Genomic DNA, 15,429 nt, shown 5'->3' on the forward strand with positions numbered 1-15,429 from the left:
AGTTCACCCGGATAGAGTAGCGACATGATGACTTAGCTTGAGTTAAGTTAGATTGCGTCATCAACTCGAAAGGAAGTCATGAGAACCGCACGGATCGCGAGTTGGCAGGCCCGGCAGGCGCTGGACCTGGCTTTCGACCAGGACATCTTGGGTGTCGTGAAGGAGGAGGAGATGGCTACGGAGGTCGCGGAGATTGACGCGCTGATTGAGGAGGTGGATCGGGAGTTGGCGGCCGAGGCCGGTGCGGCTGGGTCGCGTGCGTTGCGTCCGTTCACGGATGTGGAGCGGGTGCGTCGGTCGCAGCGGCGGGCGGTTCGGGTGGCGCTGTCGCGTCTGGATGGTGGCGCGCTCGCAGCCGGTACCAGGTCGGAGGGGGAAGCAGCGTGAAGAAGTTCGACCAGGCCGTTTCCTACAACGCGGCGGATGAGGCGTCCACGGCGTCCGCGTTGCGGGACCGGGCCAATGAGCTGGAGGGCTCCGGCGATTACCGGCAGGCCAGCGTCTATCACAACGCTGCAGCCAAGGCCGAGGACCGGGCCGACCTGTGGCGCGGCCTGCTGGGGAGGGGGTCGCGATGACTGACACCCGTGACGAGGTGGCCCGGCTGACCGCCGATGTCGTGCTGTTCGCCCGAACCCCCGACACGGGGCCGCGGGTGTTGCTGATTCGGCGGGGCTGGCCACCGTTTGAGGGCCGGTGGGCGTTGCCGGGTGGGCACGTCGACCTCGGCGAAACCACCGAGGCCGCTGCGGTGCGGGAGTTGGCCGAGGAAACCGGTATCCGGATCGGCACACCCCTGGCCCTGTCCGGTGTGTACGCCGACCCGGGCCGCGACCCCAGGGGCCGGTACGTCACCTTCGCCTACACCTGCCAGGTCGGGCGCGTGATCCCTGCTGTGGCGGCTGATGACGCCACCGCGGCCCGCTGGTTCCCCGTGACCGACGTCCTCGCCGAACCGGGCCTGCTGGCGTTCGACCACCACACGATCGTCACCGACGCACTGCAGCGGGGGGTGTGGTGATGGCCAAGAAGGAGTTGGTGCACATCACCGCGAAGAGATCGTGGTGGTCGGGCCGGATCTGGGCACTGTGCGGGGCGACACAGGAGGCAGGCCGCTACCAGACCGACACCTGGCGCCTGCTCGCCCTACCAGGCCCCGCATGCCCCGCCTGCGAGCGGATCGAGCGGGACCGCAAGAGCGGAGGCCGGTCATGACCGTACGACTGAGCGATGTCCCCGGCCCGGCGCACTCCGCCAAGAACGCCGCCGGGCCGGGACTCCCCAACCAGACACGAAGCGACTCGAAGGGAAGGAATCCGATGGTAGGCGAGCACGACACGGGCGACACGGGCCCACGTCCGGTGTTCCCGCTGCCGCAGCCGGAGAACGATCCTCGGTTCACGATCGGCCTGTTGCTGGACGTGCGGGACGTACTGGCCCGGCACGGCTACCCGATGGACCGCGCCACCAGCTGGGACGTGGTGGAGCTGCGCCAGGCGCTGTTCCGATTCCTCTACGCCTCCTCCGAGGCCGAGGGGGACCGGCAGTGATGTCCACATTCGACGTGCTTTCGCGGTACGGGACGGCGGCGTTGTTGCGGTTCGCCGGTGCGGTGGCGCTGTTCTTGGCGCTGCACCTGGCCCGCATCCCGTTGGTGCTGACCGCCCGGGTGTTGGAGGTGGCGATGCGCCGCCTGGATGGCTACGCCACGCGGCAGGCCAGCCGCCCGCCGCGTGGCCCGATCAACCACTACTTCACCACCGACCTGGGTAAGGAGGTACCGGCGTGACCGAGCAGGAAAGCCGTGTGGTGAACGGCCAGAGCACGCGGACGGATCGGGTTGTGTCCTGGATCGGCTGGCATATCGGCGAGCTTGTCGCGGTGGGAGTGCCGCTGCTGCTGGCCGCGACGGTGACGGTGTGGCTGGCCACGCTGTCGCTGCTGGCCGGTACCGCCTGGGCCATCCACGAGACACGCCAGGCGCGTGCTCAGCGGGCGATCCGCGCCGAGGCCGAACAGCGACGCCTGCAAGCAGCAGACCAGGGCAGCGTCAAGGAGCAGGCCGACCCGGCCGGTACGTCGGGTGCGGGTGGGAAGGGGGCGAGCGCGTGAGTAGCTTCCGTGAGGAGCGCCGCAAGGACCGGGCAGCCGAGGCCGAGGCCAAACGCGCTGACCAGATCGCGGCGGCCGAGGCCGAGGCCGTGCGCCTGGCCGCGATGAGCCAGGCGCGGCGCGCGGCGACCGAACAGCAGCACGCCCACGAGCAGGCCCGGGCCGAGGCGAAGCAGGCCGCCAAGGACAAGCGAGCGGACCGCCGGCGGGCGGCCGTGGCCGGGCTGCGGGCCTGGGCCGCTGGGCATGTGGTTGACCTGCTGATCTACCCGCTGGCGGTCGTAAGCGCGATCATGGCGGTTCCGGCGATGGCCGCCTACGGCGCCCAGGTCTACGGCACCGCCACCGGCTACGCGTTGCCGGTGATCTCCGAGCTGGGCATGTGGGCCTTCGCCCTGGCAGTCCAAGCCTCCCGCACCCGCGACCCGCAGCGGCCGGTGTGGGCGCTGCAGATGGGGGTGTGGGCCTTCGCGGCTGTCGCGTTCGGACTGAACACCCTGCACGGCCTGCACCGAGGCCCCTCGGCCGGTGTCGTCATGGGCGTGGCGTCGGTAGCCGGAGTCCTGGCCCACCAGTTGGTGACGGCCGCGCCGCGCCGCTCCCGCACCCAGCGGCAGGAGGCGCGGATCACGCGGCTGGCCGAACGCAAAACCAAGCGGATACGCCAAGCGGCCGTGCGCCAAGCCGTCGCCGAGATCGACACCACCGGCAACGCGCGGCTGGTGTACGCACCCGGCCGCTACGTCCTGGCCGGGCGGGGCAAGCGTCGCCTGCAGGCCGCGATCGTGCCCGGCCTGCCCGTCGAGGCCGCGATTGACGACGACCTGGTGAACCTGGCCGGTTGGGATCGGGAGTTGAGCGATCTGCTCGCCACCGATCGGCCCTCAATCGAGCCGGACGCCTCGGGGGTCGATCCGGGTGCGGTGGCGACCCTCGACGGCGAGGGTGAGCAGCAAAAATCGAGCCCCGATCGAGGGGTGATCGGCGGCCGTGTCGGGCGCTCGATCGAGCAGTTGCGCGCCGAGCTACGGGCCGCGATCGAGGACGACCCCACGGGGATCGATCCGACATCGGCGGAGTCGATCCGCAAGGCCCTGCGCTGCGCACCCAAGTACGCCCGCCAACTGCGCGACGAATACCGGCAGGGAGGCCGCCCATGAGCGAGCACGGCACCGAGTACGGCACCGAGTGCGACCCGAGGACCGGGGAGGAGTTGGCACGGGTGCATTACCTGCCCGCGCACCGCGACGGCACCGACACCACGACCGCTGGCCCGGTGGTGGAGGGTGAGTTGGTCTCGGAGGAGGAGTACGCCCACCTCACTTCGCAGAAAGCGCAGGCGATCGCCCGGTATCAGGGTTACCGGCGTGATGTGGTGACGGTGTATCGGGGTGTGAAGACCGCCGCGACGCATGAGCGCACCAAGGCGGTACTTCGCCACACGTTCGGCTATCCGCTGGCCGGGGCCGGGGTGGTGGTCAAGCGGTGGCGCGACACCCACGGCGCGGGCCGCTACGAGCGGCGGATGCGGGCGGCCGAAGCCGCGGGGGATGAGGAGAAGCTGCGGTACTGGCAGGAAGCCGACGTCGCGGAGAAGCAGCGCCGCCACGAGCGGGTGATGGACTGGATCAAAGCCCCGGGCCAGTGGATCAAAGCCGGTGTGCTCGCTCTGGCCGGGCTGGCGGGGTTCCTGCTGGTGTTGGGAGTGATCCTGGCGGTCAACTCCGGCAACCTCGCCGACGTGATCGGGCCGATCGCGGCGGTGGTGAACGCGGTGGCGTTCGCGGTGTGGTTCGCCACCGCCTACGGGGCGTTCCTGCTGGCCGCGGGCACCGTGCTGGGGGTGTTCTACCTGTATCAGCAAGGTCGGCACGCACAGCTGCCCTCGTGGCTGGCCACGCCCGCCCGTGGGGGCGATGTGATGGATGGCCTGCCCGATGAGGGCACGATCCTCAACGCGCTGCGCAACCTCAACATCCGTGGCTTCAACCAGGCCATCAAGGAAGGCTGGCGCATCAAGTTCCTCATGCCGCCCACGATCGACGGCAAGGGCTGGCGCACCCAGCTCGCCCTGCCCCCGGCATGCCCGGTGGAGGAGATCGTCAAGCGCAAGACCACCCTGGCGCACAACCTCGTGCGCTACCCGATCGAGGTGTGGCCCACCGAACCCAAACCCGCCGTGCTGGATCTGTGGGTGGCCAAATCGGGGGCGCTGTCCGGGCCAGTCGAACCGTGGCCGCTGCTGGAAGACCTCGACCACGCCCACACCGACTACTTCGCCGGTGTCCCGGCCGGGATCACCATCAAGGGCGACGTGGTACGCGGCCGCTTGTTCGAAGCCAACTACGTCTTCGGCGGCATGATGGGCTCGGGCAAGTCCACGCTGGCAATCACGCTCACGTTGGGGGCGATGCTCGACCCGCTGGTCGACATCGACGTGGTCGTCATGGCCGAGAACGCCGACTTCGAACCCATGAAACCCCGCCTGCGCAGCCTCAAAACCGGTGCCGGAGAGGAGACCGTAGACGCCTGCATGAACCTGCTCACCTCCCTGTATGAAGACCTCTCCATACGGGGACAGGCGTTACGCGAGCACGACGAGCGCGCGGTCAACCGCCGCATCGCCGCCAAGGATGCCCGGTTGCGGCCGCGTGTGGTGGTGATCGATGAGTGCCAGAACCTCTTCCTGGGCAAGCACGGCAAAGCCGCGATCGAGGTCGCTTCCAAACTCATGTCCACCGCGCGCAAGTACGCCATCACGCTGATGTTCCTCACCCCCGAACCGTCCAAGGACGCCCTCCCACGCAAGATCATCACGATTGCCAGCAACAAGGCGTGCTTCGCCATCGGCGACCAAAACGGCAACGACGCCGTGCTCGGCACCGGCTCCTACAAGACCGGCATTTCGGCCGTGGGGCTGACACCCAAGACCGACGAAGGCCCCGGCGACATCGGCACCTGCATGCAACGCGGGTTCACCGCCACACCCGGCCTGCTGCGCAGCTTCTACCTCAACCAGGACGACGCGCACCGCATCACCCAGCGCGCGCTGCAGCTACGCCAGCAGGCCACCCTCGCCCAACCCGAACCCGAGGAACACGCCGACGAGGTCGATCCGCTGGCCGACATCGCCACCGTGCTCGATAACCAACCGCGCATGAAGACCCAGGAAGTCCTGCAGCGGCTCACCGAACGCAACCGCGCCACCTACGGCGACTGGACCCCGCAACGCCTGACCGCGTTCCTCGCCGACCACGACGCCGCCCCCTACAAATCCCACGGCGTCATGCAAGTCAGCGCCGCCCGCGTCCGCGAAGCAATCACCGAACGTGATGAACTCGCCGACCTCCACGGAGACGACGAAGACCACACATAGCCGGGGAAGCAGCCGGGGAGGCCCCGAATCCGGGGGAGAACTCCCCCGGCACCTCCCCAACCCGACTCCCCCGCCGCGACCAGCACAAACCCCCACACCGGGGAGGCAAGGGACCCCAGGGAGCCCAGCCCGACACAGCCCGCAAACCCGCCACAACCACACCCCAGCATCCCCCGGCGCCGCTCCCTCCCCAGCACGGCGCCCCGGCACCCCCTACCCACAAGCCACTACACACCGTAACCAACGCGAGTCGAGTTGAGGTGATCGCCATGACCGCTCACGCCCACACCACACCCCCGCTGGACGTGAAAGGAACCCCATGCACACCCCCACCACCCGCAGGCGCCGCACCCTGCGTCGCCTCCTCGCCCGGTTCATCGCCACCTGCGCCACCTGTGGCGCACCCATCCCCGATGACCAGGTCATGTGCTCCATCTGCGCCAACAAGTAACCGAGCTGCTGTCGGGCCGGTGACCGGACCCCGAGTGCCTCACCGGCCCGGCAGCCACCACCACAGCCACCTCTTTGTCCGGAAAGGACACCAGCAGCATGCACAGCCACACCACCACCCCAACACCACCCGTCGTGTCCGCTGCCGTGTTGGCGGGCCACGTGCATGGGGGTGGGCGTTGATGGGCCTGTTCGGACCCCGCCGCGACCCCGGCGACCTCCGCCAACTCCAGATCGCCGTCCACGAACTCGGCCACGCCTGGGTGTGGAAGGCACACGGGCTGATCATTCGCGGGATCGAGCACACCGGCAGCGACGGCACCTGCCACGTACGCCACTACAGCGACACCGAATCCCTACGCGCCTACGCCATCGGCCTGTGGGCCGGATTCGAAGCCGAAGACCAGTGGCTGCGCGCCAACGGTCTCGGGCGAGCCCGTCGAAGCACCAGCTCCTACGACATCCGCCAATTCCGCCGCACCAACCGCGAACTCGGCCCCCACAGCCTCTCCGAAGCCAAAGCCCGATCCCTGGCCCGCAGAACCGTGCACCGCCACTGGAACGCGATCGAGGCCGCCGCCCCACGCCTGATCACCAAGGGGCGCCTGTCCCTGTGACCCGCTGCCACCAGGAAGGACCACACGATATGTGCCGCTCATCCGCTGACGGGGGCCGCCGCTGCCCAAGTGGCAGCGCAGCCCGCACCCGCGCCCTCGGTACCGCCCGCAAGCAGGTCGAACGTGCCCGCAAACACCTCGACACCGCCCGCGCCCACGGCGATACGGCCGCGATCGAACAGGCGCAACACCGGCTGCGGCAGGCCAAGCAGCACCTGGCCGCCACCCACGCTGCCCATCCCCGCGAGAACACCGCAGGTCAACAAGGGGGACACGACACCACCGCGAACGAAACCCCGCGCGAGTCCGACACGAGCAGCATGGTCGGGGGCACCGCGACGGTGGGCGTGCGGGCCGCAGGCGACGTCTCCGGCGCCACCGTGGTCATGACCAACGGCCACACCACGGTCACCGGCGGCACCGGCACCGCAGGGCAGGCCGAGGAAGTCAAGCGCCGTGCCCGTGAGCAGGCACGGCAGGCACGGCAACAAGCGCAGCAGGCGCGACAGCAGGCCCGCGCCCAAGCCGTGGCCACCGCACCCGACAGCGGTGCCCACGCCAGCACCGTTCACCACCGGGGCGGCTCGATCACCAACGTCACGGCCGGGACAGTCGGCATCCAAGCCGCCCGCCAACACGGCAACACCGTCCACACCGACTAAGAACCCCTGCACACGCCAGGGACACGACAACCCCGGAAGGTTCACAATGGACACCACGGCCACGACCGTGAACGACAACCCACTCATGCAGTGGGCGTTGTATCTGGCCGCGATGGGCTGGCCGGTGTTCCCGCTGCGGCCGGGCACCAAGCGCCAGCCCGCGGTGAAGGACTGGGAAAACCGCGCCACCCGCGATCCCGGCCGTATCCGCCGATGCTGGAGTGCTGACCGCTACAACATCGGCGTGGCGACCGGCCCGGCGCGGCTCGTGGTCGTCGACCTGGACGCCCCCAAGGACGGCCAGGACGGCCCCGACGGGGCGGACGCGCTGGCCGAGTTGGCCGCCGAGCGTGGCGGGCCGCTGCCGGCGACGTTCACCGTGGCCACGCCCTCGGGTGGACGGCACTGGTACTACCGCTGCCCACCCGGTGTGCGGCTGCGCAACACCCAAGGCCACATCCGCGCCCGCGTGGACACCCGCGCCGGAGGCGGATATGTGGTCGGGCCGGGCTCGACCACGCCCGAGGGCGGCTACGAACTGCTCGACGAGCGCGACCCGGTCGACCTCCCGGCCTGGTTGGTCCAAGCCTGTGCTGTTCGTCCCGCAGCGACGCTCTCAACGCCCGTTCAGATCCGCTCTGGCGACACCAGCGCCTACGCGACAGCCGCGCTGCGGGGCGAGTGCCAACGGGTGCGAGACGCGCAACCAGGCCGCCACAACGAGGTGCTGTCCTCAGCGGCCTACACCATCGGCCGCAAAGTCGGGGCCGGGCTCATCGACCACCACACCGCCCGCGCCGACCTCATCACCGCCGGAAACACCCTCATCGGCCCCGAGCACTGGCCGCCGAATGCCCGCGAGGTCGCCCGCGTCGTGGACGCCGGGCTGGTCAAGGGCGCCACCAACCCCGTGCCTGGCAAGGGGGTGGCGTGATGCCCATGCCGCGACGCTGGAGCCAGCCACGCACCCTGCCAGGCGCCACCCCCGGAGGGCATGTGCCGGTGGCGTGGTCCACCTACCACCCCACAGCACACGAAGAGGCATGGCGGGCCCGCGCCGCCTGCGCCGCTCCCGACATCGATCCGGAGGTGTTCTTCCCCGAACCCGGCCCCGGCATGGCCGACCGGATCGCGGCGGCCCAGCGGGTGTGCGCCGGGTGCCCGGTGCGGAAGCAGTGCCGCGACTACGCCCAGCGGCAGGGGGAGCGGCACGGGATCTGGGGCGGGCACAGCACCCGCACCCTGCCCCGTTCCCGTGGGGGCGTGCACACGACCACACACCGCCGGGCGGCCGCGGTGGCCCGTTTGAGCCGCGCGGGACTGACCGTGGACCAGATCGCCGACCGACTGCAGGTGACCGTTCGCACGGTGGGTCGCTACCGCGCCCGACCCGAACTGCTCGACCACCCGGAGGCCGCTTGATGAGCACGACACCCAACACCGCCCCCGAGCACACGCCCGACACTGGTGAGGCCGCCGGGGCCGGGCGGGGCCGGTCGCGGTTGTGGTCGATCGGGGCGAGTGGCCGGGCCAGGCTGCGGGTGGGGGCGGCTCCGGAGACGATCCGGGTGCTGACCGCCGCGCTGGATTCCCGCATCATTCCCGACACCTACGTGGCCGACGGCGCCCCCGTGGTGGTGGAGGGCGTGTCCGGGGCGGCGGACCCCACCGCGGGCGATGAGGACGTGGCGCTGCCGCTGACGGCGTCGGTGCTCAAACCCCCGTTGCTGGCCAGCCTGCTGGCCCAGCACGCCGACGTGGTCCGCCCCCGCGTCGACGACAAGGGCGGCACGGTGGATGCGGAGGTCTCCCCACCGGGGCCGGTGCTGGCCGCCGTGCTGGCCCGCCGCTCCTGGCCCGGCCTGCCGGTGCTGCGCCGGATCATCTCCACCCCGGTGCTGCGCCCGGACGGCACCCTGCTGCAAACCCCCGGCTACGACGCCGCCACCGGCTACTACCTGACCGACAACACCCACCTACCCCGGGTGCCCGAACAACCCGGCCCCGAGCAAGTCGAGGCCGCCCGCGCGTTCCTGCTGGAACGGTTCCTGCGCGATTTCCCCTGGCGCAGCGCCGCCGACCGCGCCAACTACCTCGCGCTGCTGGTCACCCCGATCATCCGCCCGTTCACCCGCTCACTGTCCCCGTTCGGAGTCATCGACGCCTCCATGCCCGGCAGCGGCAAAACCATCCTCGCCGGGTGCGTGGGGCTGCTGGTGGGGCAGCGGGTGCTGACCTGGACCGACAGCGAGGACGAACTACGCAAGGCCATCACCACCGTGCTCGCCGACGAATGCGGGGCGGTGGTGTTCGACAACCTCACCGAAGGCACCGTCATCGACTCCGCCGTCCTGGCCCGCCTGGTCACCGAACGCACCTGGACCGACCGCCGATTGGGCACCAACGCCGCCGCCACCTTCCCCAACGATCGGCTATGGCTGGCCACCGGCAACAACCTGCGCACCGGCGGAGACATGGCCACCCGCACCGTGTGGGTGCGCCTGGACCCCGACTGCCCCCGCCCCGAAGCCCGCACCGGATTCACCATCCCCAACCTCGACACCTGGATCCTCGACCCCGTCAACCAGGCCACCGTGCTGTGGCACCTACTCGTGCTCATCCTGGACTGGACCAACGCAGGCGCCCCCACCGCGCACTCGGTGCCCTCCATGCGGCAGTTCACCCGCTGGGCCCAACACCTCGGCGGATTCCTGCAGCACCACCACATACCCGGATTCCTCGCCAACAACGAACACGCCCGCGACCTGGACGACGACGCCGCCGAATGGCGCGCGTTCCTGCTCACCTGGCACCAACTCCACCGCGACCAACCCCTCACCGCCCAACAACTACGCGCCAGCGCCGAAACCTACGCCGGGGCCGACCCCTGGGCCGGGACCTTCCCCACCACCGCCACCGGCAAACCCCTCACCGCCAAAGCCCTCGGCCGCCGCCTCACCGGACAACTCGACCGCTGGCGCGGCGACACCGTACTACGCAGCGTCATCGACCCCGCCCACAACTGCCGCGCCTACTGGGTCCAGCACAACCCCCACCACACCCAACCCCCCGAAACAAACCCGGAAACCCGGAAACCCGGCACCACCCCACCTGAACAGCAACAACACCCCTAAACGATCACCGGGTTTCAACCACAACACCCCGGCTCCAAACCCGGAAACCTCCGGGTTTCCGGGTTTGGCACACCCGACCACCACACCAAACCCGGCAGCAAAACCCCAGCACAACCCCCACACACCGGGTTTCCGGGTTCCCGGAAGCCACTCCCGGCCCCTACAACATTTCGCCCCCAACACCCCCTCCGTACCCGCCACCCAGCAACCACCCCACAACCCACCAGGCGAATACGGAGAGCAACCACCCACCCACCAACGAAAGGACACCCCCATGCCCACTCACACCACCAACAAGCCCCACCGCCCCACCGCCGCACCGAGGAGACCAACCCAGCATGGGCACCCAGCGCCAGTACCTCACGCTCAAAGCCTTCTGCGAAGAACTCGCGGTAGCCAAGTCCACCTTCTACGACTGGTGCGCCAAGGGCCGCGCACCGCGCCACATCAAGCTTCCGAACGGAGAGATACGCATTCGCCGCACCGACCTCGAAGCCTGGCTCGAATCCCGCGAGGTGGCCGCTTGAGCCAGACGAGTCACAACATCCGGTTCTGGAATATCGAGCGATACAAGGGCAAACGGAAGACCACCTACCGCGTGCGCTGGCTGGTCGAGAAACGAAAGTTCGGCAAGTACTTCGCCACGGCCGCCCTTGCCGACAGCTACCGCGCACGGCTCATGTCGGCAGCACGCGACGGTGAGGCATTCAACATGGAGACCGGCCTACCTGTCTCCATGTCGCGAGAGCGAACACCGATGACGTGGTACGCCTTCGCTTGCCGCTATATGGACATGAAGTGGCCCGATTCATCGCCGAAGTACCGCAAATCCATCGCGGAGTCACTGACGAGGATCACGGTCGCTCTGTTGCGTGAATCGTCTGCCCTGCCGGAAGGCCGAATACTCCGGAAAGCGCTGATGACCGCCTTCAACACCAAGGCCCGAGACAACCTCACGGCGGAGGTAAGCCAAACCCTGAAAGCCGTCGAGCGGGCAAGCCGCGACGTGGCAGACCTGGCGAAGCCCGAGGTGCTGCGCTCGGTTCTGCAAGCGCTGGATCTCAACGTCGACGGGTCACGAGCCGCGCCGAACACGGTTCGCATCCGACGTGTGGCGTTGGGGAACGCACTCGACTACGCGGTCGAAGGGAAACTCCTAGCGACGAATCCGCTTGGCGAGGTGAAGACCAAGAAACGTACGTACGCGCTCAAGGAGGTCGACCCGGAATGCGCCGTGAACCCGATGCAAGCCCGGATGCTGCTCGAAGCCGTCGGCACGGTCGGCAAGCAAGGCCCTCGCCTGGTCGCGTTCTTCGCCTGCATGTACTACGCCGGGCTCCGACCGGAGGAAGCCGCCAACCTGAAGAAACAGAGCCTCGCGATACCGGAGAGTGGCTGGGGTGACCTCAACCTCGACGGCGCGCGCCCGGAGATCGGCAAGGAATGGACCGATTCCGGCGAGGCGAGCGAAGAAGGGCCGCTCAAGCATCGGCAGGCAAGCATTGGTCGCACGGTGCCGTGCCCACCCGCCCTCACGGAGATCTTGCACAACCACCTCGCACGGTTCGGCACGGCGCGGGACGGGCGGCTATTCCGCGGTGCCCGCGACGGCGGACGCGTAGGCAGCACCGTGTACGGGCGGGTGTGGGCAGCCTCGCGCGAGCGAGTGTTCACGGCCGACGTGCTCTCTGGGCCGCTGGCGAAGCGCCCGTACGACCTGCGTCACGCGTGCGTCTCGACGTGGCTGAGCGCTGGCGTTGAGCCGACGAGGGTGGCGAAGTGGGCCGGGCACAGTGTGGCCGTACTGCTCAAGGTCTATGCGAAGTGCCTCGATGGTGGTGAAGCAACAGCCCGTGCGCGCGCGGAACGTGGCCTACAAGGCTGGTAGAAGCGGACGGGTGGCCGAGAATGTCGGGGCGTATTAGGGGCGGCCAGCCGTAGCGGGCCGGTCTGAGTCGGACTCAGCCGGACCACACAAGATCGGCCCCGTGACCTGTTTGCACTGGTCACGGGGCCGATTTGCCAGGTGTGGCGGGTGAGGGATTCGAACCCCCGAAGGCAGAGCCGTCTGATTTACAGTCAGATCCCTTTGGCCGCTCGGGCAACCCGCCATGGTCGGAGCTCCCCCGACCGAGATACAGACTACCCAATGCCCGTGTCAGCCGAGCAGCCGGGTTGCCAGTGGCTAGGGTGGAGCCATCCCAACGAGCCGACTACGAGGTGTGTGACGTGGCCGATCCGTCTTTCGACGTGGTGAGCAAGGTCGATCGCCAGGAGGTGGACAACGCGCTCAACCAGGCGAGCAAGGAGCTGTCCACCAGGTTCGACTTCCGGGGCACCGGCGCCAAGATCGAGTGGGCAGGCGAGCAGGCCGTCACCGTGGAGGCCGAGACCGAGGAGCGTGCCAAGGCGGCGGTCGAGGTGTTCAAGGAGAAGCTGGTGAAGCGGGGCGTGTCGCTCAAGGCGTTCGAGGCCGGTGAGCCCGCTGTCTCCGGCAAGATCTACCGGGTAAACGGCAAGATCCTCGAAGGGATCGAGTCCGACAAGGCCAAGCAGATCGCGAAGTTCATTCGCGACGAGGGCCCAAAGGGTGTACAGGCCCAGATACAGGGTGACCAGCTACGGGTGTCCGGTAAGAAGAAGGACCATCTGCAGGACGTCATCTCATTGCTGAAGAACAAGGACTTCGGCATCGCGTTGCAGTTCACCAACTACCGGTAGGGCGCGAACCGGCGCGGACGCTACCCGCCCTTGGGTGAGTAGGCCATCGCGCAGGAGACCGGGCCGATACCCTGGGCACTCGGCAGGCGACGAACCGGGAGCGAACGATGAAAGGCATCGTGCTGGCTGGCGGGAACGGCACCCGTCTCCACCCGATCACTCAGGTGGTGTCCAAGCAGTTGCTCCCCGTGTACGACAAGCCGATGATCTACTACCCGCTCTCGGTGCTGATGCTCGCCGGGATCAGGGAGATCCTGCTCATCTCCACACCGACCGACCTGCCGAACTTCCAGCGGTTACTCGGCGACGGTAGCCAGTGGGGGCTCGAACTCAGCTATGCCGAGCAGCCGAGCCCCAACGGGCTCGCCGAGGCCTTCGTCATCGGCGCCGACTTCATCGGCTCCGACGACGTGGCGCTGATCCTGGGTGACAACATCTTCTACGGCCGGGGCTTCTCCGCGTTGTTGCGGGAGGAGGTCGCCAACCTCGATGGTTGCGCGCTGTTCGGCTACGCGGTGAAGGACCCACAGCGCTACGGCGTCGGTGAGGTCGACCAGAACGGCAAGCTGGTCTCGATCGAGGAGAAGCCAGCCAACCCCCGCTCCAACCAGGCCATCACCGGGCTGTACCTCTACGACAGCGAGGTGGTGGACATCGCGCGCAACCTGACGCCGTCGCGGCGTGGCGAACTGGAGATCACCGACGTCAACCTGGCTTACCTGCGGCAGGGCCGCGCGCGTTTGGTGCAGCTCAGCCGCGGCTTCGCATGGCTGGACACCGGTACCCACGACTCGCTGCTGGAAGCGAGCCAGTTCGTGCACGTGATGGAACACCGCACCGGCGTGCGCATCGCCTGCGTTGAAGAGGTCGCACTGCGGATGGGGTTCATCGGCCCGGACGAGTGTTTCCGACTCGGAGCCAAGCTGGCCAAGAGCGGGTACGGCGACTACGTCATGCAAGTGGCACGGGCCGAGGGCGCTTCCGGCTGAGCGGGCGTCAGAACGGCCTGCGAGCCATCTCTTCGAGCCGCCGCACCCTCTCCTCGACGGGTGGGTGCGTGGAGAACAGCTGCGAAAGCCGCTCGCCCTGCCGGAACGGGTTGGCGATCATCAGGTGTGACTGCGAGACCAGCTGGGGTTCGGGCGCCAGCGGCAGCGCCCGCGTGCCACGCTCCAGCTTCCGCAGCGCCGAGGCCAGCGCCAACGGGTCGCCGGTGAGTTCAGCGCCGGACGCATCGGCCTGGTACTCGCGCGAGCGGCTCACGCTCATCCGCACGATCGCGGCCGCTATCGGCCCCAGCAGCACCAGCAGTAGCGCGACCAGCGGATTGTCGCCGTCACGGTTGCCACCACCGAACAGCCCGGCGAACATCGCGAGGTTGGCCAGCACGCTGACAACCCCTGCCAACGCTCCCGCGACGCTGGAGATCAGGATGTCGCGGTTGTAGACGTGTGACAGTTCGTGTCCCAGCACGGCTCGCAGCTCGCGCTCGTCGAGGATCTCCAGGATGCCGGTAGTGCAGCAGACGGCGGCGTTGCGCGGATTGCGCCCGGTGGCGAAGGCATTGGGTGCCTGCGTGGGGCTGATGTAGAGCCGCGGCATGGGTTGGCGAGCCGTGGTAGCGAGCTCACGCACGATCCGATACATCGCGGGCTGCTGGGCCTGTGACACCGGCCGTGCCCGCATCGCCCGCAGCGCGATCTTGTCGGAGTTGAAGTAGGCGTAGCCGTTCATGGCGAGGGCGACGACAAGCCCGATGACCAGCGCACCTCGGCCGAACAGCGCGCTGATCCCGACGATCATCGCACTCAACAGGCCGAGCAGCATCGCCGTCTTCAGCCCGTTCCGGTGCCTGTGCACGTGCTCATACCTCCTTCGTATGGCTCGCCGTCGGTGTGTCCGCCCCTCTAGTCATCGAACGTGGTCGATGCTCGCGAAGTTCCTGGTAGACGCCACGGTATAGCCAAAGCGGCGTAACCGACTCGGCAGTAGGCATATTTTCGACGCCATCACTTGGAGTAACCGCCGCAAGGCGACCGGGAACGCAAGCCCCCCCCTCGGCCACTCAATCGGCGACCGGGACCTTTCAGTTGGGGATTTTCGAACGCCGCGAACCCCGGCGCGTTTCGTCGCCTTCGCCAAAACGGTCGGAAAGCGCATCACCGAGTGAAACTCCGTACCGCCCAGCGATGGCATCGGGCTGGTCATTCACGGGCCCGCACCCTTGGCATCAGGGGATTTTCGGACATCGTCACACGCTGCGATTCGTCCATTGTCGACACCTTGGCAGCGCTGACGGCCGGTGATCCCACCTCGGCACGCCAAGAACGGCTCCGACGTCACGGCGGCCGCACAGA

21 protein-coding genes and 1 tRNA gene are annotated in these 15,429 nt (G+C 68.5%); 19 read left to right on the forward strand and 3 right to left on the reverse strand.

What is annotated here, in order from left to right:
- Positions 1 to 78: 78 nt before the first annotated feature.
- The 11 genes from FHU38_RS23070 (at position 79) to FHU38_RS23115 (ending at position 6,555) form a co-directional block, all read left to right on the forward strand.
- Complete coding sequence (locus tag FHU38_RS23070; RefSeq protein WP_167175125.1) at positions 79 to 387, forward strand: hypothetical protein; 309 nt, start codon at positions 79 to 81, stop codon at positions 385 to 387.
- Complete coding sequence (locus FHU38_RS23075; protein ID WP_167169138.1) at positions 384 to 578, forward strand: hypothetical protein; 195 nt, start codon at positions 384 to 386, stop codon at positions 576 to 578. Before FHU38_RS23070 ends, FHU38_RS23075 begins: the two co-directional genes overlap by 4 nt.
- Entirely contained in the window at positions 575 to 1,021 is a 447-nt protein-coding gene (locus FHU38_RS23080; RefSeq protein ID WP_167175128.1) for an NUDIX domain-containing protein, read from the forward strand. The genes FHU38_RS23075 and FHU38_RS23080 overlap by 4 nt, the downstream gene beginning before the upstream one ends.
- Positions 1,021 to 1,215 (forward strand): hypothetical protein, encoded by a 195-nt coding sequence (locus FHU38_RS23085; RefSeq protein ID WP_167175131.1) that lies wholly within the window; start codon positions 1,021 to 1,023, stop codon positions 1,213 to 1,215. Before FHU38_RS23080 ends, FHU38_RS23085 begins: the two co-directional genes overlap by 1 nt.
- A complete protein-coding gene (locus FHU38_RS27545) occupies positions 1,212 to 1,550 on the forward strand; it encodes a hypothetical protein (protein ID WP_243852313.1) in 339 nt (112 codons plus the stop codon). Before FHU38_RS23085 ends, FHU38_RS27545 begins: the two co-directional genes overlap by 4 nt.
- Positions 1,550 to 1,789, forward strand: a complete 240-nt coding sequence (locus FHU38_RS23095; protein WP_167175134.1) for a hypothetical protein — start codon at positions 1,550 to 1,552, stop codon at positions 1,787 to 1,789. The genes FHU38_RS27545 and FHU38_RS23095 overlap by 1 nt, the downstream gene beginning before the upstream one ends.
- Positions 1,786 to 2,112 (forward strand): hypothetical protein, encoded by a 327-nt coding sequence (locus FHU38_RS23100; protein WP_167175137.1) that lies wholly within the window; start codon positions 1,786 to 1,788, stop codon positions 2,110 to 2,112. The genes FHU38_RS23095 and FHU38_RS23100 overlap by 4 nt, the downstream gene beginning before the upstream one ends.
- On the forward strand, positions 2,109 to 3,272 hold the full coding sequence (locus tag FHU38_RS23105) for a hypothetical protein (protein ID WP_167175140.1): 1,164 nt from the start codon (positions 2,109 to 2,111) through the stop codon (positions 3,270 to 3,272). The genes FHU38_RS23100 and FHU38_RS23105 overlap by 4 nt, the downstream gene beginning before the upstream one ends.
- Entirely contained in the window at positions 3,269 to 5,488 is a 2,220-nt protein-coding gene (locus FHU38_RS23110) for a zonular occludens toxin domain-containing protein (RefSeq protein WP_167175143.1), read from the forward strand. The genes FHU38_RS23105 and FHU38_RS23110 overlap by 4 nt, the downstream gene beginning before the upstream one ends.
- 319 nt (positions 5,489 to 5,807) lie before the next feature.
- Positions 5,808 to 5,939: a hypothetical protein gene (locus tag FHU38_RS27840; RefSeq protein ID WP_279590191.1), complete on the forward strand. Its 132-nt coding sequence runs from the start codon at positions 5,808 to 5,810 to the stop codon at positions 5,937 to 5,939.
- Between the two features lie 181 nt (positions 5,940 to 6,120).
- Complete coding sequence (locus FHU38_RS23115; protein WP_167175146.1) at positions 6,121 to 6,555, forward strand: hypothetical protein; 435 nt, start codon at positions 6,121 to 6,123, stop codon at positions 6,553 to 6,555.
- A gap of 38 nt (positions 6,556 to 6,593) precedes the next feature.
- Here the strand turns inward: FHU38_RS23115 and FHU38_RS23120 are convergent, their stop codons facing one another.
- Positions 6,594 to 6,830 carry a hypothetical protein gene (locus FHU38_RS23120; protein ID WP_167175148.1) on the reverse strand — a complete coding sequence of 79 codons (237 nt, stop codon included), beginning with the start codon at positions 6,828 to 6,830 and terminating at the stop codon, positions 6,594 to 6,596.
- Positions 6,831 to 6,875: 45 nt separating this feature from the next.
- Between FHU38_RS23120 and FHU38_RS23125 the strand changes: the two genes are divergently transcribed.
- From FHU38_RS23125 to FHU38_RS23150, 6 genes are all read left to right on the forward strand, one after another.
- Entirely contained in the window at positions 6,876 to 7,217 is a 342-nt protein-coding gene (locus FHU38_RS23125) for a hypothetical protein (RefSeq protein WP_167175151.1), read from the forward strand.
- Between the two features lie 46 nt (positions 7,218 to 7,263).
- On the forward strand, positions 7,264 to 8,151 hold the full coding sequence (locus tag FHU38_RS23130; protein WP_167175154.1) for a bifunctional DNA primase/polymerase: 888 nt from the start codon (positions 7,264 to 7,266) through the stop codon (positions 8,149 to 8,151).
- The gene (locus tag FHU38_RS23135; RefSeq protein ID WP_243852314.1) at positions 8,151 to 8,639 is read left to right on the forward strand and encodes a WhiB family transcriptional regulator; all 489 of its coding nucleotides are present in this window, start codon (positions 8,151 to 8,153) and stop codon (positions 8,637 to 8,639) included. Before FHU38_RS23130 ends, FHU38_RS23135 begins: the two co-directional genes overlap by 1 nt.
- Positions 8,639 to 10,351, forward strand: a complete 1,713-nt coding sequence (locus FHU38_RS23140; protein WP_243852315.1) for a hypothetical protein — start codon at positions 8,639 to 8,641, stop codon at positions 10,349 to 10,351. Before FHU38_RS23135 ends, FHU38_RS23140 begins: the two co-directional genes overlap by 1 nt.
- 338 nt (positions 10,352 to 10,689) lie before the next feature.
- Positions 10,690 to 10,878 carry a helix-turn-helix transcriptional regulator gene (locus FHU38_RS23145; RefSeq protein WP_009152304.1) on the forward strand — a complete coding sequence of 63 codons (189 nt, stop codon included), beginning with the start codon at positions 10,690 to 10,692 and terminating at the stop codon, positions 10,876 to 10,878.
- Entirely contained in the window at positions 10,875 to 12,239 is a 1,365-nt protein-coding gene (locus tag FHU38_RS23150; RefSeq protein ID WP_167175157.1) for a tyrosine-type recombinase/integrase, read from the forward strand. Before FHU38_RS23145 ends, FHU38_RS23150 begins: the two co-directional genes overlap by 4 nt.
- Before the next feature lie 141 nt (positions 12,240 to 12,380).
- On the opposite strand, the gene FHU38_RS23155 is transcribed toward FHU38_RS23150, so the two are convergent.
- Positions 12,381 to 12,462 (reverse strand) — tRNA-Tyr (locus FHU38_RS23155).
- A 118-nt stretch (positions 12,463 to 12,580) separates the two neighbouring features.
- Here FHU38_RS23155 and FHU38_RS23160 point away from each other — a divergent pair.
- Both FHU38_RS23160 and rfbA read left to right on the forward strand, forming a co-directional pair.
- The gene (locus FHU38_RS23160) at positions 12,581 to 13,072 is read left to right on the forward strand and encodes a YajQ family cyclic di-GMP-binding protein (protein WP_167175160.1); all 492 of its coding nucleotides are present in this window, start codon (positions 12,581 to 12,583) and stop codon (positions 13,070 to 13,072) included.
- 107 nt (positions 13,073 to 13,179) lie between these two features.
- Positions 13,180 to 14,061, forward strand: coding sequence for a glucose-1-phosphate thymidylyltransferase RfbA (rfbA, locus tag FHU38_RS23165; protein ID WP_167175163.1), 882 nt, complete (start codon positions 13,180 to 13,182; stop codon positions 14,059 to 14,061).
- 7 nt (positions 14,062 to 14,068) lie between these two features.
- Here rfbA and htpX read toward each other — a convergent pair whose 3' ends face one another.
- The gene (htpX, locus tag FHU38_RS23170) at positions 14,069 to 14,932 is read right to left on the reverse strand and encodes a zinc metalloprotease HtpX (protein WP_167175166.1); all 864 of its coding nucleotides are present in this window, start codon (positions 14,930 to 14,932) and stop codon (positions 14,069 to 14,071) included.
- Positions 14,933 to 15,429 lie beyond the last annotated feature (497 nt).

The sequence above is a fragment of the Saccharomonospora amisosensis genome, assembly GCF_011761185.1.
In the GTDB taxonomy this organism is placed as follows: Bacteria; Actinomycetota; Actinomycetes; order Mycobacteriales; family Pseudonocardiaceae; genus Saccharomonospora_A; species Saccharomonospora_A amisosensis.